The 25,538-nt window shown below is 42.8% G+C and carries 22 protein-coding genes and 1 riboswitch; of the genes, 4 read left to right on the top strand and 18 right to left on the bottom strand.

All coding sequences use genetic code 11. The features are described 5' to 3' along the window. Positions 1-86 precede the first annotated feature (86 nt). From purN to BM195_RS10755, 17 genes are all read right to left on the bottom strand, one after another. Positions 87-653: a phosphoribosylglycinamide formyltransferase gene (gene purN / locus BM195_RS10835; protein WP_090237751.1), complete on the bottom strand. Its 567-nt coding sequence runs from the start codon at positions 651-653 to the stop codon at positions 87-89. After that, a complete protein-coding gene (gene purM, locus BM195_RS10830; protein ID WP_090237747.1) occupies positions 650-1,672 on the bottom strand; it encodes a phosphoribosylformylglycinamidine cyclo-ligase in 1,023 nt (340 codons plus the stop codon). Before purM ends, purN begins: the two co-directional genes overlap by 4 nt. Before the next feature lie 170 nt (positions 1,673-1,842). Next, complete coding sequence (purF, locus tag BM195_RS10825) at positions 1,843-3,288, bottom strand: amidophosphoribosyltransferase (protein WP_090237745.1); 1,446 nt, start codon at positions 3,286-3,288, stop codon at positions 1,843-1,845. Next, positions 3,273-5,492, bottom strand: a complete 2,220-nt coding sequence (gene purL / locus BM195_RS10820; RefSeq protein ID WP_090237742.1) for a phosphoribosylformylglycinamidine synthase subunit PurL — start codon at positions 5,490-5,492, stop codon at positions 3,273-3,275. Before purL ends, purF begins: the two co-directional genes overlap by 16 nt. Beyond that, a complete protein-coding gene (gene purQ, locus BM195_RS10815) occupies positions 5,476-6,159 on the bottom strand; it encodes a phosphoribosylformylglycinamidine synthase subunit PurQ (RefSeq protein WP_090237741.1) in 684 nt (227 codons plus the stop codon). Before purQ ends, purL begins: the two co-directional genes overlap by 17 nt. Beyond that, positions 6,156-6,407, bottom strand: coding sequence for a phosphoribosylformylglycinamidine synthase subunit PurS (purS, locus tag BM195_RS10810; protein ID WP_090237740.1), 252 nt, complete (start codon positions 6,405-6,407; stop codon positions 6,156-6,158). The genes purQ and purS overlap by 4 nt, the downstream gene beginning before the upstream one ends. Beyond that, complete coding sequence (purC, locus tag BM195_RS10805; RefSeq protein WP_090237738.1) at positions 6,404-7,117, bottom strand: phosphoribosylaminoimidazolesuccinocarboxamide synthase; 714 nt, start codon at positions 7,115-7,117, stop codon at positions 6,404-6,406. Before purC ends, purS begins: the two co-directional genes overlap by 4 nt. Then, complete coding sequence (purB, locus tag BM195_RS10800) at positions 7,117-8,418, bottom strand: adenylosuccinate lyase (protein ID WP_090237736.1); 1,302 nt, start codon at positions 8,416-8,418, stop codon at positions 7,117-7,119. The genes purC and purB overlap by 1 nt, the downstream gene beginning before the upstream one ends. Further along, positions 8,418-9,545: a 5-(carboxyamino)imidazole ribonucleotide synthase gene (gene purK, locus BM195_RS10795; protein WP_090237733.1), complete on the bottom strand. Its 1,128-nt coding sequence runs from the start codon at positions 9,543-9,545 to the stop codon at positions 8,418-8,420. Before purK ends, purB begins: the two co-directional genes overlap by 1 nt. After that, positions 9,532-10,023 carry a 5-(carboxyamino)imidazole ribonucleotide mutase gene (gene purE, locus BM195_RS10790; RefSeq protein WP_090237730.1) on the bottom strand — a complete coding sequence of 164 codons (492 nt, stop codon included), beginning with the start codon at positions 10,021-10,023 and terminating at the stop codon, positions 9,532-9,534. The genes purK and purE overlap by 14 nt, the downstream gene beginning before the upstream one ends. 275 nt (positions 10,024-10,298) lie before the next feature. Next, positions 10,299-10,398, bottom strand: a riboswitch (purine riboswitch). Positions 10,399-10,616: 218 nt separating this feature from the next. After that, positions 10,617-11,930, bottom strand: coding sequence for an RNA polymerase factor sigma-54 (gene rpoN / locus BM195_RS10785; protein WP_090237728.1), 1,314 nt, complete (start codon positions 11,928-11,930; stop codon positions 10,617-10,619). 285 nt (positions 11,931-12,215) lie between these two features. After that, positions 12,216-13,703: an aldehyde dehydrogenase family protein gene (locus BM195_RS10780; RefSeq protein ID WP_090237726.1), complete on the bottom strand. Its 1,488-nt coding sequence runs from the start codon at positions 13,701-13,703 to the stop codon at positions 12,216-12,218. Positions 13,704-13,764: 61 nt separating this feature from the next. Further along, complete coding sequence (dapA, locus tag BM195_RS10775; RefSeq protein WP_090238116.1) at positions 13,765-14,658, bottom strand: 4-hydroxy-tetrahydrodipicolinate synthase; 894 nt, start codon at positions 14,656-14,658, stop codon at positions 13,765-13,767. A 33-nt stretch (positions 14,659-14,691) separates the two neighbouring features. Continuing rightward, on the bottom strand, positions 14,692-16,113 hold the full coding sequence (gene nhaC / locus BM195_RS10770; protein ID WP_090237725.1) for a Na+/H+ antiporter NhaC: 1,422 nt from the start codon (positions 16,111-16,113) through the stop codon (positions 14,692-14,694). Positions 16,114-16,197: 84 nt separating this feature from the next. Continuing rightward, complete coding sequence (locus BM195_RS10765; RefSeq protein WP_090237723.1) at positions 16,198-17,118, bottom strand: proline racemase family protein; 921 nt, start codon at positions 17,116-17,118, stop codon at positions 16,198-16,200. Positions 17,119-17,132: 14 nt separating this feature from the next. Next, positions 17,133-18,155 carry a proline racemase family protein gene (locus tag BM195_RS10760; RefSeq protein WP_090237721.1) on the bottom strand — a complete coding sequence of 341 codons (1,023 nt, stop codon included), beginning with the start codon at positions 18,153-18,155 and terminating at the stop codon, positions 17,133-17,135. A 1-nt stretch (position 18,156) separates the two neighbouring features. Beyond that, on the bottom strand, positions 18,157-19,338 hold the full coding sequence (locus tag BM195_RS10755; protein ID WP_090237719.1) for an NAD(P)/FAD-dependent oxidoreductase: 1,182 nt from the start codon (positions 19,336-19,338) through the stop codon (positions 18,157-18,159). 156 nt (positions 19,339-19,494) lie between these two features. Between BM195_RS10755 and BM195_RS10750 the strand changes: the two genes are divergently transcribed. The 4 genes from BM195_RS10750 (at position 19,495) to BM195_RS10735 (ending at position 23,416) form a co-directional block, all read left to right on the top strand. Continuing rightward, positions 19,495-21,204 (top strand): sigma-54 interaction domain-containing protein, encoded by a 1,710-nt coding sequence (locus tag BM195_RS10750; protein ID WP_244535739.1) that lies wholly within the window; start codon positions 19,495-19,497, stop codon positions 21,202-21,204. A gap of 364 nt (positions 21,205-21,568) precedes the next feature. Further along, a complete protein-coding gene (locus tag BM195_RS10745) occupies positions 21,569-21,874 on the top strand; it encodes a (2Fe-2S)-binding protein (protein WP_090238113.1) in 306 nt (101 codons plus the stop codon). Further along, positions 21,871-22,209 carry a (2Fe-2S)-binding protein gene (locus BM195_RS10740; RefSeq protein ID WP_090237715.1) on the top strand — a complete coding sequence of 113 codons (339 nt, stop codon included), beginning with the start codon at positions 21,871-21,873 and terminating at the stop codon, positions 22,207-22,209. The genes BM195_RS10745 and BM195_RS10740 overlap by 4 nt, the downstream gene beginning before the upstream one ends. Beyond that, positions 22,202-23,416 (top strand): NAD(P)/FAD-dependent oxidoreductase, encoded by a 1,215-nt coding sequence (locus BM195_RS10735; protein ID WP_090237713.1) that lies wholly within the window; start codon positions 22,202-22,204, stop codon positions 23,414-23,416. The genes BM195_RS10740 and BM195_RS10735 overlap by 8 nt, the downstream gene beginning before the upstream one ends. Positions 23,417-23,604: 188 nt before the next feature. On the opposite strand, the gene BM195_RS10730 is transcribed toward BM195_RS10735, so the two are convergent. Continuing rightward, the gene (locus BM195_RS10730) at positions 23,605-25,278 is read right to left on the bottom strand and encodes an ABC transporter substrate-binding protein (RefSeq protein ID WP_090237711.1); all 1,674 of its coding nucleotides are present in this window, start codon (positions 25,276-25,278) and stop codon (positions 23,605-23,607) included. Positions 25,279-25,538 lie beyond the last annotated feature (260 nt).

The following is a 25,538-nucleotide window of genomic DNA, read 5'->3' as shown; positions in this document are numbered from 1 at the left end:
TGCTTTTATATCAGCACCAATTGTATGTAATCCTCTCGCATGATTTATGCACTTTCGTAAACTCAGTGCATAAATGCTCGCCTCATTCATTGCTCGGATTTCATCAGTTGCTGTATCACCTGCGGATACAACTTGTGTTCCATCTGCTGAATCCGATTTGTCAATATCTCTTTCGTATCATCAGGAAAAACCGATACTTTTTGCTGTGTAATAATCGGGCCTGTATCGACACCATCATCGATATAATGAACGGTTACACCCGTTGTACTGACACCCGCTTCATATGCCTGTCCGATGGCATCCTTGCCTGGAAAGTCCGGAAGCAGTGACGGATGGATGTTAATCATCTTATCCGGATAAGCATTTAATAGCGTTGGTCCGATTATCCGCATATAACCGGCCAAAAACACCCAGGTTATGTTTTTGCCGCGCAGATGCTCCAACACGGCAGACTCATAATCAGCTTTTGAATCATAATGCTTGGGATCAAAAACAAACGTTGGAACAGCAAAGTCTTGCGCTAAATCAATCACCGCAGCACCAGGCTTGTCGCAAACAAGCAGTGCAACGTCATCATGAAGACCCGCCTCCATAATGGCTTGAAAGTTACTGCCAGTACCAGATGCAAAAACGGCTGCCCTTACTTTTTTCATGGCGCAATTTGCACTCCTTCATTTGGCACAATTTTTCCAATTACCGATGCTGTCTCGCCTTGTTTTTTTAAGATTTTCAGCACAGCTTCTATATCCTTTTGTGCGACAACAACAGCCATTCCGATCCCCATATTAAAAATACCGTACATTTCGTCATCCTCAATATCAGCCAGCTGCTGCAAAAACGGAAATAACGGAGGCCGCTCCCAGCTGGATGAATTGATTTCGACACCAAGCCCTTCAGGCAGTATCCGTGGCAAATTCTCGTGAAATCCGCCGCCCGTTATATGGGAGATTCCTTTAACTTCCACTTCATCCATAATTGCACCAACCGATTTGGCATAAATTCTCGTCGGCGTTAGCAATATGTCCCCCAGCGGCTGTCTTGCCAGATTCTCAAATGACTTCGATAAATCAAACCCTTCAACCAGTTTCCTTATCAATGAGTACCCGTTTGAGTGAATACCGCTTGATGTCAGACCAATTACAGCATCACCCTCACCAATATGCTTCCCGGTTATTAAGCGGGATTTTTCGGCTATTCCAACTGTAAACCCTGCCAGATCATATTCATCATCATGATACATACCAGGCATTTCTGCTGTTTCACCGCCAATCAGCGAGGCGCCTGCATCCACACAGCCATCCGAAATACCGGTTACGATTTGCTCAATCACGTCCGGGTTATTTTTGCCGCATGCGATATAGTCAAGGAAAAATAATGGACGAGCACCTTGAGCGACGATATCATTCACACACATGGCCACCAAATCAATGCCAACTGTATCGTGTTTTCCCAGTTCAAAAGCTAGCTTTAATTTTGTCCCAACACCGTCTGTTCCAGAAACTAAAACCGGTTCCTCATAGTTGAATGACGTTAACTCAAAAAGTCCGCCAAACCCTCCGATTTCACCCAGCACTTCTTTTCGTGAGGTCTTGGTGATATGTTTTTTCATTCGCTGAACGGCATCATAGCCTTTTTCAACATCCACACCGGCCGCTTGATATACATTTGTCAATTTAACTCACCTCTTGTTTCTGCCTTTATCCCAATGCATTGTCCGTAAAATTCCCGCCTCAGGAACGTAATTGAACGAAGTAAGTATTGGCTGAAGTTAACGGGCGCTAACACCCAACTAACCATCATCAGGATATGATGGCAGGCTCAGTACGTCGTGTCCCGTGACAACTAGCTTTTCCTGTGTGCCGAATCTCCCACTGATGGAAGTTGGACTTCATGTGCCATAACCTGCTGTCTGTTTTCTGTCACTGGATAGTGACCAGTCATGCAAGCTGTGCAAATGCCCTGATGGATTGTTTTCTCCCTGACAATTGCCTTTTCCAGTCCGGCTTCTGACAAATAGGCTACACTCTCCGCTCCAATAAGCTCGCCTATTTCATCAAGCGAATAATTGGCGGCAATCAATTCTTCCCGTGTTGACATGTCAATCCCGTAATAGCACGGATGCTGAATCGAAGGGGAGGCAATCCGGACATGAACTTCCGCTGCTCCTGCCTGTTTCAGCATGTGAACGATTCGCTTGCACGTCGTACCCCGGACAATTGAATCATCAATCATGATGATCCGCTTTCCGGAGACAATTCCCCGAACCGGTGCGAGCTTCAATTTAACCCCTTGTTCACGCAATTCCTGGGAAGGCTGGATAAATGTTCTGCCGACATAGCGGTTTTTAATGATCCCCATTTCATAAGGCAGCCCGGTCGCTTCGGCATATCCGATAGCTGCCGAAATACTGGAATCCGGAACCCCGATGACGATATCAGCGTCTGCGGGAGATTCTTTTGCCAGCTCTATTCCCATTCGTTTTCGTGACGCATGGATATTCACTTGATTGACATCACTGTCAGGCCGCGACAAATACACATATTCCATCGCACACATTTTCCGCTGACCTCTCATCGCAAAACGGATTGACGTTATTCCCCCATCACTGAACGTTACCAGTTCACCAGGCAATACCTCCCGTTCAAATACTGCCCCGATCTGGTCAAAAGCACACGTTTCAGATGCTATGACATAACTAGCGCCAAGCCTGCCGATTGACAATGGACGGATACCACTCGGATCAAGGGCTGCATACATTTTTTCCTCTGTTAAAATTAAATAAGCATAAGCACCGGTAATCCGGTTAAGTGCATCGGCAATCGACGTCTCATTGATACCCATACCGCCGCGTTTAATCAAATGAGCGAGCACTTCCGTATCTGATGAGGTCTGCAAAATGCTGCCCTGATTTTCAAGCTCACCCCGAAGTTTGTCGGTATTCATGATATTGCCATTATGTGCCAGTGCCATATCTTCTGTTTGGGACCGGAACAGCAATGGCTGGACGTTTTCGTACGTCTTTCCGCCTTGTGTTGAATAACGGACATGACCAATTGCCCGTTCACCTGAAAGCGCATTGAACCTCGTCTGTTTAAAAACATCATTAACAAGTCCCAAGCCTTTATGAGTCTTCAGCTCCTGCCCGTCACTGACAACAACGCCTGCACCTTCCTGGCCACGATGCTGCATTGAATGAAGACCGTAATATGTCAATTCTGCTGCTTTTTCATGACCCCAAATCCCAAAAACGCCGCATTCTTCATTGATGCCTTTCATTTCAGCAAACATGGGATAGCCCCTTTCCATAAATCATGAAGTGTTTGGACATCTTCCTCAATTAACAACTTGTCATTTGCCCTTACGATGAACTCCCCAGTACCGTTCACTGTCCCGATCTGCCGGGCGTCCTTAACTGCCGCTTCAAATCGTTCCTTATGTCCCGGATTGATCGAAACAAGAAACCGTGACTGTGATTCACTGAACAATGCGACTGTCGGATCACCGAAAATCTCCACGTTCAAGCCAATCCCTTTACCATTAAAGACACTCTCGGCAAGTGCAACACCCAATCCTCCCTCAGCCAAATCATGAGCTGACCGGACTAGTCCCTGCTGTATTGCCGCCAGCAGCTGTTTCTGTCGCTTGGCCTCGACCTGCAAATCAATCCATGGTGCTTTTCCTTCATATTTTCCACGAACAATATTTTGCAGTTCACTACCGCCAAATTCCGCTTGGGTTTCACCGATTATATAGATGAGATCACCAGGCTCCTGAAAAAGGTTCGGTGTCAAGTGCTCGAGCGATTCGAGCAAGCCAACCATGCCAACGATCGGTGTCGGAAAAATCGATTGGCCATTTGCTTGGTTATATAATGACACATTCCCGCTAATGACCGGTGTTTCTAGTGTTCGGGCTGCTTCACTCATGCCTTCTACACTTTTTTCCATCTGCCAGAAAACTTCCGGATTGGTCGGATTGCCAAAATTCAATCCATCCGTCAGCCCAAGCGGCCGCGCTCCTGAGCACACGATGTTCCTTGCTGCTTCAGCTACTGCAATTTGGCCGCCGGTTTCCGGATCCAGGTAAATATAGCGCGAATTACAGTCTGTTGTGATTGCAAGTGCCTTATTTGTTCCTTTAATCCGGATGACAGCAGCATCTGAACCCGGCCTAACGACTGTATTCGTCTGGACCATTGAATCATACTGATCATAGACATATTCCTTGCTGGCAATGGTCGGCTGCTGCAGAAGCTGTTTCAGCATGCCGCCATGGTGATCCACTTGAGGAATCGTCATGTCCATTTGCTGAAAAGTCTTCACATAGGCTGCCTCTTTGGACGGCATATGATAAACAGGTGCCTCTTCTGCAAGTGCGTCAACCGGGATATCCGCGACGATTTCAGCATGCTGCCTGAGCAGAAATGTCTTCTCACCGGTAACTTCACCGACTGCCACCGCCTGTAAGCCATACTTTGTAAACACATCAATGATTTCCTGTTCACGCCCTTGTTTCACGACGAGCAACATCCGCTCCTGCGACTCAGACAGCATCAGTTCGTAGGCATTCATGTTCTGCTCACGCTGTGGAACGCGATCCAAATCCATGTCAATCCCTGTACCGGCTTTGCTCGCCATTTCACTTGCTGATGAGGTGAGTCCAGCTGCTCCCATATCTTGCATACCTACAACCGCATCCGTTTGAATCACTTCCAGGCAGGCCTCAATCAGCAGTTTTTCCATAAATGGATCACCTACCTGAACGGACGGCCGGTCCTGATCCAAATCGTCAGTCAAATCATCCGATGCGAAGGTCGCGCCATGAATCCCGTCACGTCCTGTCGGTGCACCGGCATAGATGATCGTGTTACCAATTCCCGCAGCGACACCTATTTGAATATCATCATGATCAATCAGCCCAACACACATCGCATTGACGAGCGGATTGCCTTCATAACAATCATCAAACTGCACCTCGCCGCCAACAGTCGGAACGCCGACACAATTCCCATAGCCGGCAATCCCGTGAACAACTTCCTGAAACAGATATTTCACCCGATCTGTTGTCAGATTTCCGAACCTGAGTGAATTCATCAGCGCAACCGGATGAGCGCCCATCGAAAAAACATCCCGAATAATACCGCCGACACCGGTTGCCGCACCCTGATACGGTTCTACTGCAGATGGATGATTATGGCTTTCCACTTTGAAAACAACCGCCTGATTATCGCCAATATCAATGACACCGGCGCCTTCACCGGGACCCTGCAATACATGCCGTGCAGCCGAAGGGAATTGTTTCAGCAGGGGTTTCGATGTTTTATAGCTGCAATGTTCCGACCACATAACCGAGAAAATACCTGTCTCAGTAAAATTTGGACGCCGCTTCAGAATATTTTTCACCTTGTCATATTCCTCGTCACTTAAGCCCATATCGCGATATAATTGGTCCTGTTCAATTTTTTTCGGGCTGATATCAGCTGTTGAGAGCATAGACGTCCCTCCAATTTTCAATCAGCGACTGGAAAAGCCTGCGTCCATCGTCACTGCCGAGCAAATTCTCCATCGCACGTTCTGGATGGGGCATCATGCCGAGTACATTTCCTTCGCGATTGATGACCCCGGCGATGTCCCCGACAGATCCGTTCGGATTGTTGTTGTAGGTGAAAACAATTTGATTATTCGTTTTTAATGCAGCCAATGTCGCATCATCACAGACATAATTGCCTTCTCCGTGAGCAATCGGCATATGGATAACCTCACCTTTTTTATAGTCTGTGGTGAATGGTGTTCCGTTATGGTGAACGACGAGTGCTTCCTGGTGACACATAAAGGACAGGTTATAGTTGGAAAGCATGGCTCCAGGCAGTAACCGGGCTTCCAGTAAAATTTGGAAACCGTTGCAGACCCCCAGCACTGGTTTGCCTTGTTCAGCGTGTGCTTTTACCTGTTGTATGACATTTGAGGTGGACGCAATCGCTCCCGAACGCAGATAATCACCGTATGAAAACCCGCCCGGCAATAGAATCGCGTCATAGCTTTCGAGATTCGTATGTTCATACCAGACCAACTCAGCTTCCGTCCCAGCGAGTTGACTCACGGCATGATACATATCACGGTCACAGTTCGACCCCGGGAATACAACGACAGCAAATTTCATGTACGGACAGCCTCCTCCACTTCAAAACGATAGTCCTCTATAACCGGATTAGCCAAAAGTTTATCGCACATTTCGGTAATGCGGCTGTCCATATTCTCACGATTTTCCAATAACAGTTCAATTGATTTACCTGTGCGCACTTCTTCCACTTCAGCAAAGCCCAAGTTATTGAGGGATGTCTGGATAGCTTGGCCTTGCGGATCGAGCACACCTTGCTTCAATGTAATGTGGATAGTCACTTTTTTCATGATCTGGCCTCCAGTCGTTCCAATAGTTTCTGATAGACTTCCAGTAAATCACCGGTCCCCTGGCGAAATACATCCTTATCCAGATTTTCATATGTCTTCATATCCCAAAGCCTGCACGTATCGGGGGAAATCTCATCGGAAAGTACGATTGATCTGTCTGCCAGCCGTCCGAATTCCAGTTTAAAATCTACTATTTTAATATTGACTGCCGCGAACAGTTTAGAAAGATGCCGGTTGATTGCCAGTGCTTCCGCTTTTATTTCCGTAAGTTCAGATTCGGTCACATCACTCAAAAACAATGCATGTTCATCATTAATCAGCGGATCTCCTAAATCGTCATCCTTATAAAACAGCTCGATCATCGGGGGATCGAAAGTTGTTTCCGCCTCTATCCCAAGCCGCTTGGTAATACTGCCCGCAGCCACATTCCGGACAACGACTTCAAGCGGGATGATCTTAGTCTGTCGGACAAGCTGTTCAGTTTCTGACAATTTTTCAATAAAATGTGTCTGAATGCCCTGTTCATTTAAAACGCCAAAAATATGGGCGGAAATGTCATTGTTCAGACGACCCTTTCCGCTGAAGACTGCTTTTTTCTCCCCGTTAAACGCCGTGGCATCATTTTTATACGCGAGAACAACCTGATTCGGCTTACCCTGTGCCTGATAAACACGCTTTGCTTTTCCCTCGTACAGCAGATCAGCCACCATCATTCCACCTCAAGTCCGATCCGATGAAATATCGCATCCACATTTTTTAAATGGTACGTATAATCAAAGCAATCCTCAATTTCATCCTGTGTAAGCTTTGCGCTGATCTGATCATCGGCCTCTACAAGCTGTTTGAAATGTGTCCCCGTTTCCCATGCCTGCATCGCCTTAGGCTGTACCAGATCGTACGCCTCTTCGCGCGTCATGCCTTTATCAACCAGGGCAAGCAATACACGTTGTGAAAAAATAACGCCGTGTGTTTTGTCCATGTTACGTTTCATGTTTTCCGGAAACACAGTCAGCTTCCGGACAATACCGGAAAAACGATTCAGCATATAATTCAGTGCAATCGTAGCATCCGGCAAAATAATCCGCTCTGCCGATGAATGAGAGATGTCCCGTTCATGCCAAAGCGATACATTTTCATAAGCCGATACCATATGCCCCCTCAGGACACGTGCGATGCCGGTCATGTTTTCTGAACCGATCGGGTTGCGTTTGTGCGGCATGGCTGATGACCCTTTCTGTCCTTTAGCAAAAAACTCCTCCACCTCACGTGTTTCTGTTTTTTGCAGGCTGCGGATTTCAGTTGCAAATTTTTCTATTGATGTGGCAACCAGTGCCAGCGTGGAGATATAGTTGGCATGACGGTCACGCTGCAATGTTTGTGTTGATACCGGTGCAGCTGTCAATCCAAGGTTCTCACACACATACTGCTCAACGAACGGATCGATGTTAGCGTATGTCCCGACAGCACCGGAAAGCTTACCGAATTCGATCTGTTTGGCCGCTAATTCAAATCGCTCCAGTTGGCGTTTCATTTCTTCATACCACAGCGCCATCTTCAGCCCGAACGTAGTCGGTTCAGCATGAACACCATGTGTCCGCCCCATCATGACCGTATGTTTATGTTCCAGCGCTTTATTTTTCAGAATGTCGGTAAACCTGTACAGATCTTTACGGATGATATCATTTGCCTGCTTTAGTAAGTATGATTGCGCCGTGTCTACAACATCCGTAGAAGTGAGCCCGTAATGCACCCATTTCCTCTCTTCTCCTAAAGATTCGGATACCGCACGTGTAAAGGCAACCACATCATGCCGTGTTTCCTGCTCGATTTCGTGAATCCGATCAATCTGAAAAGAAGCGTTTCGGCGGATTTTTTCCACATCATCAGCCGGGATAATGCCCAGTTCACGCCACGCTTCACATGCGAGAATCTCCACCTCCAGCCATGCCCTGTATTTGTTTTCCTCTGCCCAAATGGCACCCATTTCTTCCCGTGTATAGCGTTCAATCATCATTTATCCTCCTCATATGCTGCAAGACGCTGCTTTGCTTGATCCAATGAATCTCCGAGAAACGTCATATGCCCCATTTTCCGTTTTGGTTTGATCCTCTCTTTCCCATACAAATGGATAAAACCATCTTGCATTGCGGGCATGACGTTCAGTACTGCTTCCATATCGTTACCAAGAATGTTCACCATGACGGCAGGACGCATGAATCTCACCGGCATCAGCGGCAGGCCACAAATGGCCCGGATATGCTGCTGAAACTGTGATACATTACATGCCTCAATGGTGTAGTGACCGGAATTGTGTGGCCGCGGCGCCATTTCGTTCAGGAAAATATCATCGCCTTTGACGAACATTTCAATCGCAAATGTTCCGGTGATATTCATTTTTTCTGCAAGTATCCAGGCCGCTTCCAACGCTTTTTGATGTACCGTGTCACTAATGGCCGCCGGTACAGTTGTCTTATACAATATATGATCACTGTGCTCATTCTCCGCAATTGGAAAAAAGATGATGTCACCTGATTTTCCGCGTGTGAACACAACTGATATTTCCCTGTCGAACGGAATCCATTGCTCAATAATGCAGGTACTGTGCTGTTCGGCAAATTCACGGGCTTTCGTAATATCATCTTCTATGGTTATTTTTAGCTGACCCTTGCCATCATATCCGCCGCTCACTGTCTTCATGACTGCCGGAAGTGGCATGTTTTCCAGGATTCTGCTGCATGATTCACTGTCCTGGACGATTGAAAATTCCGGTACTGGTAATCCGGCATTGCGCATAACTGTTTTTTCCTTCTCACGGTTCTGGGTAATTTCCAATGCATATGCACCTTGTGGCAATTTCCCTTTTCCCGCAATAAATGCAGCGGCATCGAGATCGACATTCTCAAATTCATATGTCACGATATCACTGATTGCTGTCAGTTTTTGAATGCCATCCATGTCATCGTAGGCTGCTGTGATTTGCTCATCGGCAACCTGCGCTGTCGGGCAATCAGGTGTCGGGTCAAGAACAGCAATATGATAGCCCATATCCTTTGCAGCAATGGCCATCATGCGTCCAAGCTGTCCGCCGCCGATAATCCCGATTGTTTTAGGCGGAAGAATCGCATTATTGTTTGGCAATTTCATCCCTCATTTCTGTAACCGATTTATGCATGTTTTCTCTGTGTGCCTGTAATCGATCGGCCACTTGACGGTCAAATGCCCCAATCATCTGCGCAGACAAGATACCGGCATTTTTCGCACCTGACTTGCCGATTGCAACCGTTGCAGCAGGCACGCCACCAGGCATTTGCACGATCGAAAGCAGCGAGTCCAGTCCGTTAAGTGCTTTTGACTGAACCGGTACCCCGATGACCGGCAGTGTTGTCTGTGCCGCGACCATTCCAGGCAAATGTGCAGATCCCCCGGCTCCGGCAATGATCACTTTTAATCCCCGGTCACGTGCTGTCCTGGCATATGTAAACATCTCATCAGGTGTACGATGTGCGGAAATCACATCTTTCTCGTACGGAATCTGCAATTCTTCCAGTATGCTGCACGTATGTTTCATCGTTTCCCAATCGGATATACTTCCCATTATGACACCGACCTGCGCCATCAAACCCCTCTTTCCCTTCTTTATCATAAAAATTTGAACATATCATGTTTTTGTACCAAAATAAATAAGTCTATTCAACTTCCTCATGTCCATGAGAGAAGATGAATAGACTTAGCACAACCAGAAAACTTATCGCCATGCCTCATAACAAAAGCATTGCAGCACAGCGAAGTATGATCCATTTCCGTCTGGTAAAACCAAAACAAACGTGTGACAATATTGAAGATGAAGCTTGACGCTGATACATGGAAGTCCAGTAATCAGACGTATTGCCACACCGTTCCATCCTCCCTCATAGTCCGGCATTTACGGTGCCAGGTAGAAACTTTCAGGCCATATCCCCGAAAATATATGAGGTTATCGTATTTAATTGCTGATTTTAGCATAGCAGAAGAATATTCGACATGTCAATAAAAATCGAACGATTGATCATAAATGACGCTTAATTGTTCGATTTTAAACGCCATTGCTTATCTCATTTTACAATTACTCTGCTGTCGAGGGCTAAAAAATAACTAATCGGCACCCATGAATGGAACTATTCTGGCCCTATGTATGCTCAGTATCATACAACGCGATAAGGACAAAAAATACTAAAAATAAACCTCCTTTCGTTTACTGGAAGAGGGAATTTTTAACGCCTCACGGTATTTTGCTACTGTACGGCGTGAAACCGTTATGCCTTTTTTTGTTTTAAAAAGGTCTGAAATCTTTTGATCAGACAAAGGTTTCTGCTTATCTTCTTTATCTACAAAACGCTTCAGTAAAGACTTTACATTAATTTGTGACAACGGGACACCGTAATCAGTAGCTATTTTTGATGTGAATAAATCCTGATAATCAAAAATCCCTGCTGGTGTTTGAATTACCTTATTCATCGTTGCACGGCTAACAGTAGATTCATGTACTTCTGCATCATTAGCTATTTCTTTTAATGTCATTGGTTTCAAATAAGTGAAACCTTTTATTAGAAAATCTTCTTGCCTTCGAATCATGGCTTTTGTAATTTTTAGAATGGTTTCCCGGCGTTTATCTAAACTGTTTAACAACCATTGATATTGGCGATAGCAATCATGCATATAGTGATTGATATTCCCTTTGCGTTTAAACAAAGAAGTATAATCATGGTTTAAACGAATTGTTGGTAAATAAGAATCGTTTAATGTCACAACAAATTTACTTTTGTCTTGCTCAACCTGAATATCTGGTATTAAATAATCTGACCTTGTATTTGACTGAAAATCACAGGGTTTAGGATTCAGCGTTTGAATTAACTCATAAGATTTTTTTACTTCTTTTAAAGGGATATTTAATCTTTTAGAAATGTCATGCCACTTTTTATTTGCCAGTAAAGGAAGATACGCTTCTATCATTTTTAATGTGTCATGCTGTTCGGGATAATAATGTTTTGCTTGGATAGCTAAACATTCCTGTAAATTTCTTGCACCAACGCCTACCGGTTTTAAGTGTTGTAATATCTGAATTCCTTTCTCCGCTTCTGTCTTACTCAATCCTGGAAAGGCTGCCATCTCTTTCCCATCCATAGGTAAATACCCATTATCATCCAAATTATGAATGAAGTAATAAACTAATTCTCTTTCCCTTTCGGTTATATCAAGCAAAAGTATTTGTTCACTGAAATCATCTCTGGAATTTACGTATTTATCCGGGATAAAATCAATTGCATCTTGTGAGGACACTGCATCCTTGCGAACAAAATTGTTTTTTATTGGATATGCCATATCAATTGATTTTTCTTCGAGTTCTATTAGGGGATTTTCTAACTCTTGTTCTTGAATAAATTGAAATAAATCATATGTCGAGTATTGTAAAAGTTCAATGGCATGCCTTAGTTGTGTGGTCATTACGATGTTGAGTGATTGTTCTTGTTGGAGCATTAAGTCCATTTTTGTCCACCTCCTAACCCATAATGAACCGTTTATAAATCATTATAATATGAATTCATGAGCTAGTCGATGTAATTATAACACTATTTTAAATATAATTATAATTTACATACATTATATTGCTATTGAAGATAGGCATCAGCTCGCAAATGATTAGCATGTATTCTTCCGATCAAAACTAAACTGGGAAGCAAGAGACTTACATTTCTCTCGCTTCCACAGTTTAATTACCTTTCCTATCCAAAAAACTATCCTACTCCTGATAAATCAAAAAAATTTCAACCATCAAGTAACCTTAACCAATACACTTTTGACTTCTGTGTAATTGGCCAAACCATATTCTCCTCCCATTTCACGTCCAATACCCGATTTCTTATATCCACCAAACGGCATTGTTTCCAATTCTAGTCCAAAGTCATTTACCCAAACCGTACCAGCTTGAAGTTTTCCAGAAACCCGATGTCCTTTTCGAATGTTTTCCGTCCATACACTGGCAGCCAATCCATATTCGCTATCATTAGCCCGTTTGATAACTTCTTCTTCTGAATCAAATGGTAATACTGCGATAACTGGTCCGAAAATTTCTTCTCTGGCAATGGTCATATCATCTTCAACATCAGCAAATACTGTGGGTTCCACAAAATACCCCTTATCAAAAGCCTTTCTGCCACCTGCAACTAACCGGGCTCCTTCCGTTTTGCCTGTATCAATATAATTGAGTACGGTTTGTTGCTGTTTCGATGAAATCAATGGTCCCATTTCTGTATTTTCGTCCAATCCGGGACCCAGCTTCATTGCTTTTGCCCGATCTGCCAACGCGTCAACAACCTGGTCATAAAGGCTGCGCTGCACATAAACGCGTGTGCATGCACTGCAATTTTGTCCGTGATTATACATGGTACCATTAAATGCACCTTCAATAGCTTCTTCAATATTTGCGTCTTCAAAAACGATGCTTGGAGATTTGCCACCGAGTTCTAACGTAATGCTTTTAATATCATCGGCGGCTTTTTGCATGACATTCTTTCCAACTGCAGTTGATCCTGTAAAAGCTACTTTCGCAACATCTTCATGCGTAATAATTGCTTCGCCCGCCACACTGCCGGATCCTGGTACAACATTAACAACACCATCTGGAAATCCGGCTTCCTTAAACAATTGAGCAGCATAAAGCAGCGATAAAGGTGTTTCAGGTGCTGGTTTTATAACGACTGTGCAACCAACAGCAAGCGCTGATCCCAGTTTCCAACCTGCCATTGCTAATGGAAAATTCCATGGTATGATCTGTCCAACAACACCCACCGGTTCGTGAACAATATAATTCAAATAATCCGGGGAAACATTTACTGTTTTCCCTGTTATTTTTGTTGCCCATCCCGCATAATAACGGAAATGCTGAACGGTACCGTCCACATCATCTTCAAGAGCAACTTGATAAGGCTTCCCGTTATCAAGTGATTCAAGTTGTGCGAGTTCCTCTCGGTTTTCTTCCAGCAAATCAGCAAATTGATAGATCAAATGTGATCTTTCCGCGGCTTCCATCTGAGTCCATTCACCTTTATCAAAGGCTTTCTTTGCAGATGCAACAGCTTTATCAATATCTTCTGTTTGTGCTTGGCTCACTTCTGCAATAATTTCTTCAGTGGCAGGATTTAACACGTTAAATGTACTGTTATGATGGGATAGAGTATATTCACCATTGATATAAAGGCCTTTAACACCATGCAAGAACTCTTCAACTTTAGGCTTTAAAACAACCTCTGTAGTTTCCATGTCCATAAACCTCCTGGTCATTGATTTTTTTATAAACGAAACGATTCACGACTGTTCTGTTTTATTGAGAAACACCTTGCAATTTATTTAATTGTTTCTTCAACGTTTTATCTTCAGTTTCACTTAATGGCAGTCTCGGTCTACGTGGCGGGCCACCTGCTAACCCTTGTAAATCCATCGCACGCTTTACAATCTGTACATATTTACCTGAGCCTTCAATGAAATTGCATAGCGGTAAAATTTGATCATAGAGCTCCCATGCACGTTTAAGATCGTTTGCAGCAACACTGTTATACAAATCAGTCACAAGACGCGGCGCAATATTACCAGCTACCGATATCCATCCAGTTGCACCGACTAGAAGAGACTCAAGTGCCAAATCATCTGATCCGCAAAATGTTTCAATCAATCCCTTTCCCTGTCTTGTGATGTCACGGACTTTGCCGATATCCCCACTAGATTCTTTAATATGGGTGATGTTTTCTACGTCTTTGGCAACTTGTAAAATCGTTTCTGTTCCAATATTTACACCAGATGTAAAAGGGTTATTATAAACCATGACCGGAAAGGAAACAGATTCAGCAGCCGCTTTAAAATGTTCATAGATCTCTGGATCTTTTGGATGTGCATAATATGAATTAATTAGTAATGCAGCATCAGCGCCAACTGCCTCAGCCTGTTGCGTATACTCTATCGCATCTTTTGTTGTTTCAGCAGCTGTCCCAACAACAAGTGGAATTCTTTCATTCACTTGTTCAATTGCAACTTGTGCTATCTTAAACCGTTCTTCCTTCGTTAAACTTACAAATTCTCCTGTACTCCCATTGACGACAATACCTGCCACTTTTTCGTCAACAAAATGATCAATGTTCCCTTTCAATCCGCCATAATCTACTTCTCCATCCTGTGTCATTGGGGTAATCAAAACTGGGAATGCGCCTTCTAGTTGTAACAACATCATCTCCTCCTTCTAATCTACAAAGGTTCATTAATTCACATTCTCTTTTATTCCAGGTGAATCGGTTTCGTTTGTATTCGTGTACCAGATAAACCTATTGGTTAATCCATATAGTGCTGTAATGATGACCACTAAAAAGTTAAACCATAAGAATGGCAAATAGCCTAACGTGGAAACCCCAAGTGTTGCTGCCATAAACACACCGCCATCAGACCATGGAACCATTGGCGTGGTTACTGTTCCACCTGCTTCTGTATTCCGAGATAACACCCGACGATCAATTCCTAAATCATCATAGTTTTCCTCCGTAATCTTACTTGCCGTAATAACCGATACATAGGCTGCACCACCAAAGAAGTTGCCAAAGAATCCAGAAATTATAGTGGATAGCGTTGTTTTTCCTGCATTATCTGCCCATGCCAACAATTTGACACAAATCACCCGCAAAATACCAATTTGTTCCATTAATCCCCCAACACCGAGCGCAAAAATAATTAAGGCAATTACTTCCAACATGAATGTAATACCACCACGGTTTAACAATTCATCAATAAACGCAACGCCAGATGAAATGGAACTACCTGTATACAATGTCTTAATGGCATCTAAGAATGCCACATCCTGGAAGAAAAACGCCCAAAAAGAACCAAGTAAAGCACCAAATAAAATGACTGGTATGGACGGTTTCTTGAATGCCAGTAAGATGATCACCACTGCAGCAGGAACGACCATTACCCATGAAATGTTAAAAAACGCCGTTAAAGAAGCCATCGTATCTTCCGCCTGACTTAAATCACCACCACCACTGTTAAAAAAGAATCCAGTTGTTAGAAATAGGATTCCAGCAATGACAAATGCCGGTATACTTACATATAACATGGATTTAATATGCTCGATCACATTGACTTTCGATAGTGATGCCGTCATCACAGTTGTATCAGATAATGGAGACAATTTATCCCCAACATAACAACCTGAAATAACAGCACCAGCGACTAAAGCTACTGGAAAACCAAAGCTTATTCCAATCCCCATCATCGCTATCCCAGCTGTGCCTGCTGAACCAAACGAGGTTCCCGTTGCCAAGGATGTTATGGCACATGTAATAAAAGCAGCCAACAGAAAAATACTTGGATCAATGATGGTTAAACCATAATAAATAATGCTAGGGACAATACCACCTGCAATCCACGTTCCAATTAATGCGCCAACTGAAATCAAGATCAGAACCGCTTCTAAACCATCGTAAATCCCTTTTAAGATTCCCCTTTGCATTTCAAAATAGGAATAGCCAATTCTTAAACCAACTGTCATGATGACAAACCAAGTCGTCAACAACGCCAGCTGAATCGGAAGTTCAAACTGGACGATAAACAAAAACATAATCAATACGAACGACATTAACACGAATAATACTTCAGGTAATGTTGGTAATCGCCTTTCGTTACTCATACGTCACCCTCCTTTTCTCCAAATTAAGGTTAGCATTCCAAATGGGCGAAAACGATTACATTATTATAAACATGAATCCCTCCTTTACTTTAGTAAAAATCCATCTGGTAACGGATCATCAATGTCATATATAAATTGCTTCACCCCGGTAACAAATCCTTGTGCAACCATTGAAAATCGATTACTTGATTGCAGTATTACTTTCGATGTCAATTGACTATTGAATATACTGTGATTGGTCAACTCCCCAATCGTCTTCCTGCCTAATCTATCCGCGTGGATGGCAAATGTACTATCCATTCCCGGTGATCGTACTATACTGCCGTCCCGCTCAAATGTCACAGAACGAACTGCATGCGCTGTTGTATCAGAAACTGCTTCAACAAGGACGACCCCAGAAAATTCTCGATGACTGGCTTGTAGCTTTTGGGTCAATTTTTTGCCATAACGCTTAACAGATGCTAAATGATCCAATTGTAAACCAGGAATGACATCAGCCAATGGATAGATATAATAGTTTCGCAATCCATCGACTTTCACCAAACTATATTCCTCATTTTGTTCTTGGAGGTGGCATGCATCACATTCAAACGAAACTGTCTCCACTCTATTGCCATCCATTGATATATGAATCGTATAGATCCCTTGTATTGTTTCAACTTCATACGTATTATTAGCGTTTTTGACTAGATTACCTGTTTCGGTTAATGCGGTTATCGTTGTCACTAACCCACCATATTTAAAATGAATATCAGAATCATGATGGAAAAACAATACAGCAATATCTGCTTTGTCTGATGGCGTAACGATACATCCATTCATACCCCGATGCCCGCGCGGCTCATTTAATAGAAATGCCTTTTCACGTTGAAACCTGTTTTGCAACAATGCTTGGTTCTGTAAGATATCCTTTTCATTTAACACTATCGGGGATTGCACAACAATTCGAAATGCCTCCCCAGCCACATGGGTATCGATTGTCGTAAACATTTTTCCTATATCCATTGAAAGCACCTCCTTTAATGGCCTTCCATTGGCGGGATTAGCAGGAACCCTTCTTTTAACGGATCTTTTTCATTGTAGAAAAAACGATGCATCCCCATGATCCATGCTGCCCCCGTGACCTCCGCAATAACAGCTTGATGATCTTTGACAATTAATGTTTCCAGTACCTTTGCTTTAAATAGCGAGCCAACAATACTTTCATGGACAAACAATTCGCTGACGCCAATTTCATTGTTGGTAAACATCGTCGCTAATTTGGCTGATGTACCAGTACCACAAGGAGATCGATCAATACCTCCAGGAGGAACAACTACTGTATTTTTCACTGTTGCCTCTGAGTGAACTGGATCGGTAAAGAATTCAATATGGGTTAACCCGTTAATAAAAGGGTGTTCTGGGTGAACCACTTCTTCAAGTTCATTAATTTTATCCCGAATGGTAATTGCTTTATCAATAATGGTGGCAGCATTATCTGTCGTTAGATCAAGGTTTAATGGACGCGCATCAATAATGCCATAAAAATTACCACCATAGGCGATATCACATGCCACACTTCCTATTCCTTCCACTTCCACTTCAATAGACTTTAATAAAAATGCTGGAACATTGGAAAAAGACACTTCCATTGCTTTTCCATGCGCGACCTTAATTTTCACTTCCACTAATCCTGCAGGCGTATCCAGTGTTAACGTCGTATAAGGTTCTTGTATTTCAATCATTCCCGCCTCTACGAGTGCTGTACAACAACCAATCGTGTCGTGGCCACACATTGGCAAGTAGCCACCCGTTTCAATATATATAACACCCACATCTGCATCAGGATGACATGGATCAACTAATAGTGCACCTGACATGACATCATGACCACGTGGTTCATTCATTAAAAACTGACGGATCCAATCATAATGTTCTTTCATGTACAGCATTTTTTCCGACATGGTATTCCCCTTTAAGGTTGGTAACCCACTGATAACTGTTCTAGTCGGATTGCCGCCTGTATGGGTATCAATCGTTGAAAATAGCCGTTGAAAATTCATATTAACTACTCACCCTCTCCTTAAAACGGTCGATACGAAGCGGGTCGATTGGAATCGATGTTTCCTGCTCGGAGATCATTTCCTCGATAACTTTTCCAGTGACTGCTGCCAAGCTGATGCCATCCCCTTCATGCCCTGCTGCAACATAGAACCCCGGAACTTCTTCTACATGTGAAACGATTGGCAGATGATCTTCTGTCCACGGCCGCAGTCCCGCATAAGTTCGGATCACAGTCATCTCGGCCATCTTTGGAAAAAAGCGAACTGCACGTTTAGCAATATTCTTGGTAATTTCATGGTTCACTTTTACGTCAAACCCGACAAATTCCCGACTGCTTCCAATAAGAAAGTTTTGGCTTTCAGTAGGTTCAAAAACCAACGCAACACCGTATTTCTCGGTTATCGCATCCACCTGGCGTTTGCCACCGAATTTTGATATTAAATAACCAAACTCCATTACCTTGCGCAACCCGACTGGATGTTGCCTGGATGCAACAATCAGCTGCCCTTTTCGCGGCTGTATCGGAATGTCAACATCAACCATTTCCCCGATATAAGGCGCCCAGATCCCACATGCATTGACCACTTTATGGGCTGTAAAGGAACCATTATTCGTTTCAATCACAAATTGTCCCGATGCATCTTTGGATAAATTGATCACTTCGGTATTCGTATGTATTTTCGCTCCCAATTTATTTGCACTGTCAAACATGGCATATGTAAACATATAAGGGTTCACCGTCGCGTCTGTTTTACACGCTAACCCTCCGTACAAATCATCCGCAAAATAGTCGGATTCGTTACGCAAATCTTCACGGTCCAGCATGCTGAAATCAAGCCCTGCTTCTTGTTGTTGATTTACCCATTTTTGTGCGGCTTCCATTTCCATATCATTCTCACAAACCAATATACTTCCGGGATTTCGGTACTCGAATGGAATATCCAGTTTTTTACCTAATTCATGCACCAATTGCTGGCTCTTTAAGGACATTTGGCTGTCAAATCCTGGGTCCTTATCTATCGCTAAAATGTTCCCATCGCATCTGGATGAGGTGCCACTTGCTATTTCCTTCTTTTCAAGAACGGTTATATCAATGCCAGCCTTTGAACAATAATAAGCAACCGCCGCTCCCATAATGCCCCCGCCAATGACAACCACATCACCATGTATTGAATTCGTCATCCAATCCTCCTCTTATGCTGTCTGTCTATTTTTATGCAATTTTTATGCCAACTTCAACAGGCTAGATTATTCGAAAAAGTATTGCTTTTCCAAAATAATTGTGTAAAAATATTTATAACGTGTAAATAAATTTATACACTAAAAAGGGTGAATATGATGTCTATCAAACCAACTACGGTAAGTGACATAATGAACGATCAGTTTAAGCTTGTACGAGAAGAAAATAATACAGAAAATCAACTGCGAACACTTCTGGGATCGGACTCCTCCTTAAATGTTTTTGTCACTAAAGGGGAATCCTTTTATCGGGCAAAGACAGAAACTGAGACAAATAAAGTCCGCTGCATCCGTTGCGGGGAACTTTCCAATCGAGACACCATTCAGGATAGCTTTTATTTATTACAAAAATATGAAACCGTTATCATTAAACAAAACCGAAAAATGGCTGGATTTATTGATTCTGAATCGTTTTGCAAAAAGTTGGTAACACAATACAACCATTTACATGCTTACACTTCGGCTATATTAACCACCATCGATGAATCCTGCACAGTGATCGATGCCACAAAACGCGTATTAGTTTGGTCAAAAGGAGCAGAAAAACTCTTTTCCGTTAAAAGCGACGATATTATCGGTAAGCCAATAACTGATTTTTTCAATCCTGAACGTCTGGAAATCTTAAAAACGCTGCAAAACGAAACTTCTGTCTACCATAATCAACATACTGCACGTGAAAACCAGGTTGTTTTGATTAATTCGAACCCAGTTCAACACGATAACCAAATAATTGGAGCAGTTGTGTCCGAAACAGATATCACAAGTCAGATAAAACTGAATAAAGAATTGTATAACACATCCGAGCGACTGTTTCATTTGGAAAAAGAAGTGAAAAGATTCATGGAGACAGAGAACCCATTCGGCTCGATCCGAGGCAATAGTAGTGTACTGGAAAAAACAAAGAAAAAAATAACCAAGGCAGCATCCACTGATACAAACATCTTAATACAAGGCGATAGTGGTGTTGGCAAGGAATTATTTGCAAAAGCCGTACACCATATTCGAGAAGGGAAAAACGCACCATTTGTCGCAATCAACTGCAGCGCTATTCCTTATGCCTTATTTGAGAGTGAAATCTTCGGTTATGAAAAGGGTGCATTTTCCGGTGCTGACCAAAAAGGGAAAAAGGGTAAAGTAGAACTTGCAAAAAGTGGCACCTTGTTTCTAGACGAGATTGGTGAAATGCCTTTAGATATGCAAGTGAAGATTTTAAGATTACTGCAGGAAAAGAAATTTTATCCAGTTGGCGGAACGAAAGAAATCGAAGTCGACTTTCGGGTAGTTGCTGCCACAAACCGTGATCTGAAAGAACTGATCCAAGAGGGCAAATTCCGTGAAGACCTCTACTATCGGCTGAATGTAGTCAGTGTAAAAATTCCACCGTTACGAGAAAGACCAGAAGATATCATTGAACTGACTCATTATTTTCTGCATGAGATTTCCATCAAGTACAATCGGCCACTGCATGGTATATCTCAAGTTGTCATGCAAGCACTTCTCAACCACCAATGGCCAGGCAACATACGTGAATTGAAAAATGTTATCGAACGACTCGTCGTCTTTTCAGAGAATGGGGAGATCAAACTGGAAGATCTTCCGTTTGATGCAGAACAAACACAACAAACAGATCCCAACTTCACCCTATATAACGATCGTCGCTCCCTGAATGCTCGATTACAAGAGGTGGAACGAGAAATTATTCTAAAGGAATTAAAAAAAGTGGATGGCAACAAATTATCCTGTGCCAAAAACCTGCAAATCACAAGGGCAACACTGTACAACCGACTGAATAAGTTGGGCATCAAGTGATACTTCAATCAGTGGGGGTTGGGCCTACAGGATGTAGGTCATGCAGACGTTGCCACGGGACGTAGCGGTTTAAGTCTGCGTTTCTTTATCCCCCACTGATCATAAGGAACAATGGCTAAGTACGCAACATCGTGTTGCAACGCCTTTGTGACTTGCATCGTGCAGGCCCGAACAGAATAGGCATTACGACGCACAGGACGTGCTAGTGCAGGCGTTGTCACAGGACGTGACGAAATTAACCTGCCTGGCAGTTGCCCCCCCCCCTTATCAGCTATTAATAGACGCCACGTTATAATTGGGGAGTCTTACTGCCCGTTACATGCGGGATCAAAACACAAAATGTAAACTTTGGCATCATTCTTGCATGAATCATCAGTACAGACATTACATTGGAGTGATTCGATTGACAGAAAACATGATTATCTGCAGATGCGAAGAAGTTACATATAAAGCACTAGTCGAAACTGCAAACCAGTATAACTGTTCAGCAAGAGAACTAAAACTGCGGACAAGAGCTGGAATGGGCTATTGTGGAGGCAGAACATGCCGTCATATGGTCGACAAGATGGCTGCCGACTTAACCATCACGAAACAAACAGATATCACGTTGAAATATCAACCTCCAATCCGTCCAATTAGCTTTGGCCACCTAGGAGCGGATGAGTCATGAGCCGTCGTGTTGTAGATCACCCTGTACTAGGGTCACTCAATGAAAAGGAGCCGGTTTCCTTTACGTTTAATGAAAAAAAATATTGCGGTATGAAAGGCGAACCAATTGCTGCCGCATTGCTGGCTAATGATGTTCGGACACTGCGACATCATGAAGAAAAGGATACACCTAGAGGGATTTACTGTAACATTGGCCATTGTTTTGAATGTCGTGTCACAGTCGATGGCAAACAAGGTGTCCGTTCGTGTCTTACTCCACTCGAAGAAGGAATGGTTATTGAAAGTGGTGGTCAGCTTCCAACTCCTGTCAGAGATTGGAGGTCAAGTCATGAATGACGTCATTATGATTGGTGCAGGCCCTGCTGGGATTTCTGCAGCAATTTCATGCGCTCAAAAAGGATTGGAAGTTCTTGTCTTGGATGAATATTTGGAAGCAGGTGGGAGATTACTTGGTCAGCTTTATGAGGAACCAAACGGGTCATGGTGGAACGGGATCAGCGAGTCCGATAAATTACATCGGCAAGCAATGAATCTTGGGGTTCAGTTTGAATTAAATACACCTGTTAACAATATTGAGAAACTCGGTGATCATTGGATAATTTACACAGAAAATAAAACATTGTCCACTAATCATCTGTTGCTTGCAACAGGAGCTGCAGAGTCCCCGGTTCCGGTACCTGGTTGGACATTACCTGGTGTCATGTCAGTTGGAGCAGCACAAGTCATGACTAATGTGCATCGTGTCAAGCCAGGTGAGCGAGGTGTCATCATCGGTGTAAATGTCCTCTCTTCTGCTATAGCAATGGAATTGAAACTCGCTGGAGTTGATATTGCGTGTATGGCATTACCTAAAATGAATGCCATAACCAATCAGCAAGCACATCCAAAAAAAGTACTCGATTCCTTGCTTCATGTCTCCCATATGGCACCATCTCAATTTGTCAAAATGGGAAGTAAGCTAATGAAAAATGATTTTATGAAAAAGTTAGGGGTTAGCTTTTATCCTAAAAACGGTGTAACAATGTGGGACATTCCCATTCAATTACGCAAGGCAGTTGTCAACATCTACGGGAATAAACAAGTCGAAGGCGTCACACTGGCAAACATCGACACGAATGGTGACCTAGTTGCAGGAAGTGAGGAAAATGTTGCTACAGATTTTGTTTGTATAGCAGGGGGCCTTTATCCACTGACAGAGTTAGCCGCTGTTGCAGATTGTCCCTTTTATTTAATAGAAGAATTGGGTGGCTATGTTCCATTACACAATGAAAAGATGGAGACCCCTTTAAATGGTTTATTTGTCGCCGGAAACATTACTGGTATTGAAGGTGCCAAAGTCGCGATTGCACAGGGAACAACAGCCGGGCTTTCGATAGCACAACATGCTGGAGTTGATGGATTGGAAGATGAGATTAAAGAGTCTATTCAAGTGGTGGAGGAGACAAGGGATAATGCTTACATTCAATTCCATCCAAAAGTGAAAAAAGGCAGAAAAAAGGTTCAGGATAGGTGGGGGAATTATGTGGGAACCGTGTCAGATTAGAGATAAAGTTAGGGGAATGCCCCAATAGCAACTTAACTAGCAGGTAACAATTGGTTAAGGATTGTTTTGACCTAAAAATAAATGTCAACTCCCCTTTCTGTATAGGGTAGTTGACATTTATTATCGGGTTATGGACTCATAAGCCCCTTAATGAACTTGGACAATACCGAGTGCCCCGTTTGTTGTCTTTAATTCTCAATATATACCTCTTCCAATGGATCACTCGTAGATGGATGTGGAATGAAACCTTTCACTTCACTCTTAGCTGCTGCGAGAGGTGTAGAATGCACCAAATTCACTCCTGGAGCATCTTCATGAAGTAAAACTTGGACTTCTTTATACAATTCTGCGCGTTTATCTTGGTCAATTGTTGTTGCTGCCTGATCAATTAATTCATCAACTTCCTCATTTTGATAGAAGGAACGGTTTTCACCGCCAATACTATCGCCATGTAATAAACTGCCGAAGAAATAATCCGGGTCCCCATTAGAACCGGACCATCCTAACAGATACAGTTCTTGTTCACCTTGAGATGTTTTTTCTAAATAAGGTGCCCATTCTTCACGAACAATATTGGTCGTGATTCCAACTTCTGATAGGTTACTTTGAACAATTTCAGCAACTGTCTCAGGATCAGGCATGTATGGTCTGGCAACAGGCATTACCCAAAGGTCCATTTCAAATCCGTCACCATGCCCAGCTTCTGCCAACAATTCTTTAGCACGGTCCGTATCATAATCATATCCTTCGATTTCATCGTTATAACCCATATAGTTAGGTGGAGTTAAGTTTACAGCAGGGGTTGCATAACCTGCATAAAGTGCATCTACAATGGATTGATTATCTACTGCGTGGTTGATGGCTTGACGAACTAATTTGTCATCTAAAGGTTCTTTTTCAACATTCATACCTAAAAATCCAATGTTGTTTTCACCGCGTACATATAGTTCCAATCCATCTTCTGATTCAATTCCAGCTGCATCATCTGGATTAACACCATCAATAAGGTCCACATCACCGGATCGTAGTGCAATGAGACGTGCAGAATTTTCCGGAATCACTTCATAGATAACTTGATCTAATTTCGGTAAGTCCTCTTTACGATAATCCTCAAATTTCTCTAAAACAATCTGATCATCTTTACTCCAGCTGACAAATTGAAATGGTCCAGTACCAACTGGGTTTTCACCAATATCAGGTCCATATTCCTCTAAAGCTGTTGGAGACGTAATTGCAAAATAATGCATTGCCATGTTCTGTAAAAATGATCCTTGTGGCTGTTTTAATACAAACTCGATTTCATAATCATTTACAACATTGATTTCTTCAATGATATGACCTTCATCGCCCTTGTAACCACCAAACATGGTTCCATACAAAGGATAGGCATAGCCTTCATCTTTAAATGCATATTCATGTTCCGGGTCTGCCCAACGCTCGAAATTTATCTTTACTGCTTCTGCATTGAAGTCAGTATCGTCATGGAATGTAACCCCTTCTTCCAATTGAAAGGTATACTTTAGACCATCATCAGAAACTTCCCAGTCATGTGCCAATCCTGGGACAACTTCAAACGAATCCTTTTCATAATCTAGTAGACTCTCAAAGATATTCTTCGTTACACGGGATGATTCCCCGTCTGATACACTAGCAAAGTCTAAACTTGTAGAATCTCCGCCACGTGCATATACTAATACTTGCTCCTCATCTGATGCTGTATCACCATCTGCGTTTTCTTCCGAGCCTTCTTCACTTTCCTCATCTGCAGAACTCGTATCTGCTCCACCATCACCGCTGCAGGCTACTATCACTAATAGAAATGCCAGCACTAGGGTGATTAAAAATGAATACTTCCACTTCATACTTCTCTCTCCCCCTTTTAAAATAAAATAATATAAGATTCCATCTTGTTACAGTTACCTAAGTATATAAATGGCATGCAACAAAATGATTATCTTCAATCTTTTCAAACTGTGGCCTACTTCTTTACAAATAGCCATTGCTTGCGGACATCTCGTATGGAATGTATTTAAAATACATTGAATAATGACTAGTCTTGCAAATTTAATCATTTTACTGTTGTGAAATATAGGTATTACTCTCTATATGATTATGCAAGTTT

The sequence above is a fragment of the Lentibacillus halodurans genome (genome assembly GCF_900112045.1).
GTDB lineage: Bacteria > Bacillota > Bacilli > Bacillales > Amphibacillaceae > Lentibacillus > Lentibacillus halodurans.
This window is presented reverse-complemented; position numbering and strand designations above follow the sequence as displayed.

Bases quoted from the DNA above. Each gene is read 5' to 3' on its own strand.
- BM195_RS10760 (WP_090237721.1), bottom strand. From the start codon at position 18,155: ATGAATTTTCAACGGCTATTTTCAACGATTGATACCCATACAGGCGGC.
- BM195_RS10755 (WP_090237719.1), bottom strand. From the start codon at position 19,338: ATGACGAATTCAATACATGGTGATGTGGTTGTCATTGGCGGGGGCATT.
- purQ (WP_090237741.1), bottom strand. From the start codon at position 6,159: ATGAAATTTGCTGTCGTTGTATTCCCGGGGTCGAACTGTGACCGTGAT.
- nhaC (WP_090237725.1), bottom strand. From the start codon at position 16,113: ATGAGTAACGAAAGGCGATTACCAACATTACCTGAAGTATTATTCGTG.
- BM195_RS10780 (WP_090237726.1), bottom strand. From the start codon at position 13,703: ATGGAAACTACAGAGGTTGTTTTAAAGCCTAAAGTTGAAGAGTTCTTG.
- rpoN (WP_090237728.1), bottom strand. From the start codon at position 11,930: ATGGACTTAATGCTCCAACAAGAACAATCACTCAACATCGTAATGACC.
- purN (WP_090237751.1), bottom strand. From the start codon at position 653: ATGAAAAAAGTAAGGGCAGCCGTTTTTGCATCTGGTACTGGCAGTAAC.
- BM195_RS10740 (WP_090237715.1), top strand. From the start codon at position 21,871: ATGAGCCGTCGTGTTGTAGATCACCCTGTACTAGGGTCACTCAATGAA.
- BM195_RS10750 (WP_244535739.1), top strand. From the start codon at position 19,495: ATGTCTATCAAACCAACTACGGTAAGTGACATAATGAACGATCAGTTT.
- BM195_RS10745 (WP_090238113.1), top strand. From the start codon at position 21,569: ATGAATCATCAGTACAGACATTACATTGGAGTGATTCGATTGACAGAA.
- purE (WP_090237730.1), bottom strand. From the start codon at position 10,023: ATGGCGCAGGTCGGTGTCATAATGGGAAGTATATCCGATTGGGAAACG.
- purB (WP_090237736.1), bottom strand. From the start codon at position 8,418: ATGATTGAACGCTATACACGGGAAGAAATGGGTGCCATTTGGGCAGAG.
- purS (WP_090237740.1), bottom strand. From the start codon at position 6,407: ATGAAAAAAGTGACTATCCACATTACATTGAAGCAAGGTGTGCTCGAT.
- BM195_RS10730 (WP_090237711.1), bottom strand. From the start codon at position 25,278: ATGAAGTGGAAGTATTCATTTTTAATCACCCTAGTGCTGGCATTTCTA.
- purF (WP_090237745.1), bottom strand. From the start codon at position 3,288: ATGTTTGCTGAAATGAAAGGCATCAATGAAGAATGCGGCGTTTTTGGG.
- BM195_RS10765 (WP_090237723.1), bottom strand. From the start codon at position 17,118: ATGGATATAGGAAAAATGTTTACGACAATCGATACCCATGTGGCTGGG.
- purL (WP_090237742.1), bottom strand. From the start codon at position 5,492: ATGCTCTCAACAGCTGATATCAGCCCGAAAAAAATTGAACAGGACCAA.
- BM195_RS10735 (WP_090237713.1), top strand. From the start codon at position 22,202: ATGAATGACGTCATTATGATTGGTGCAGGCCCTGCTGGGATTTCTGCA.
- purC (WP_090237738.1), bottom strand. From the start codon at position 7,117: ATGGTGGCTGATCTGCTGTACGAGGGAAAAGCAAAGCGTGTTTATCAG.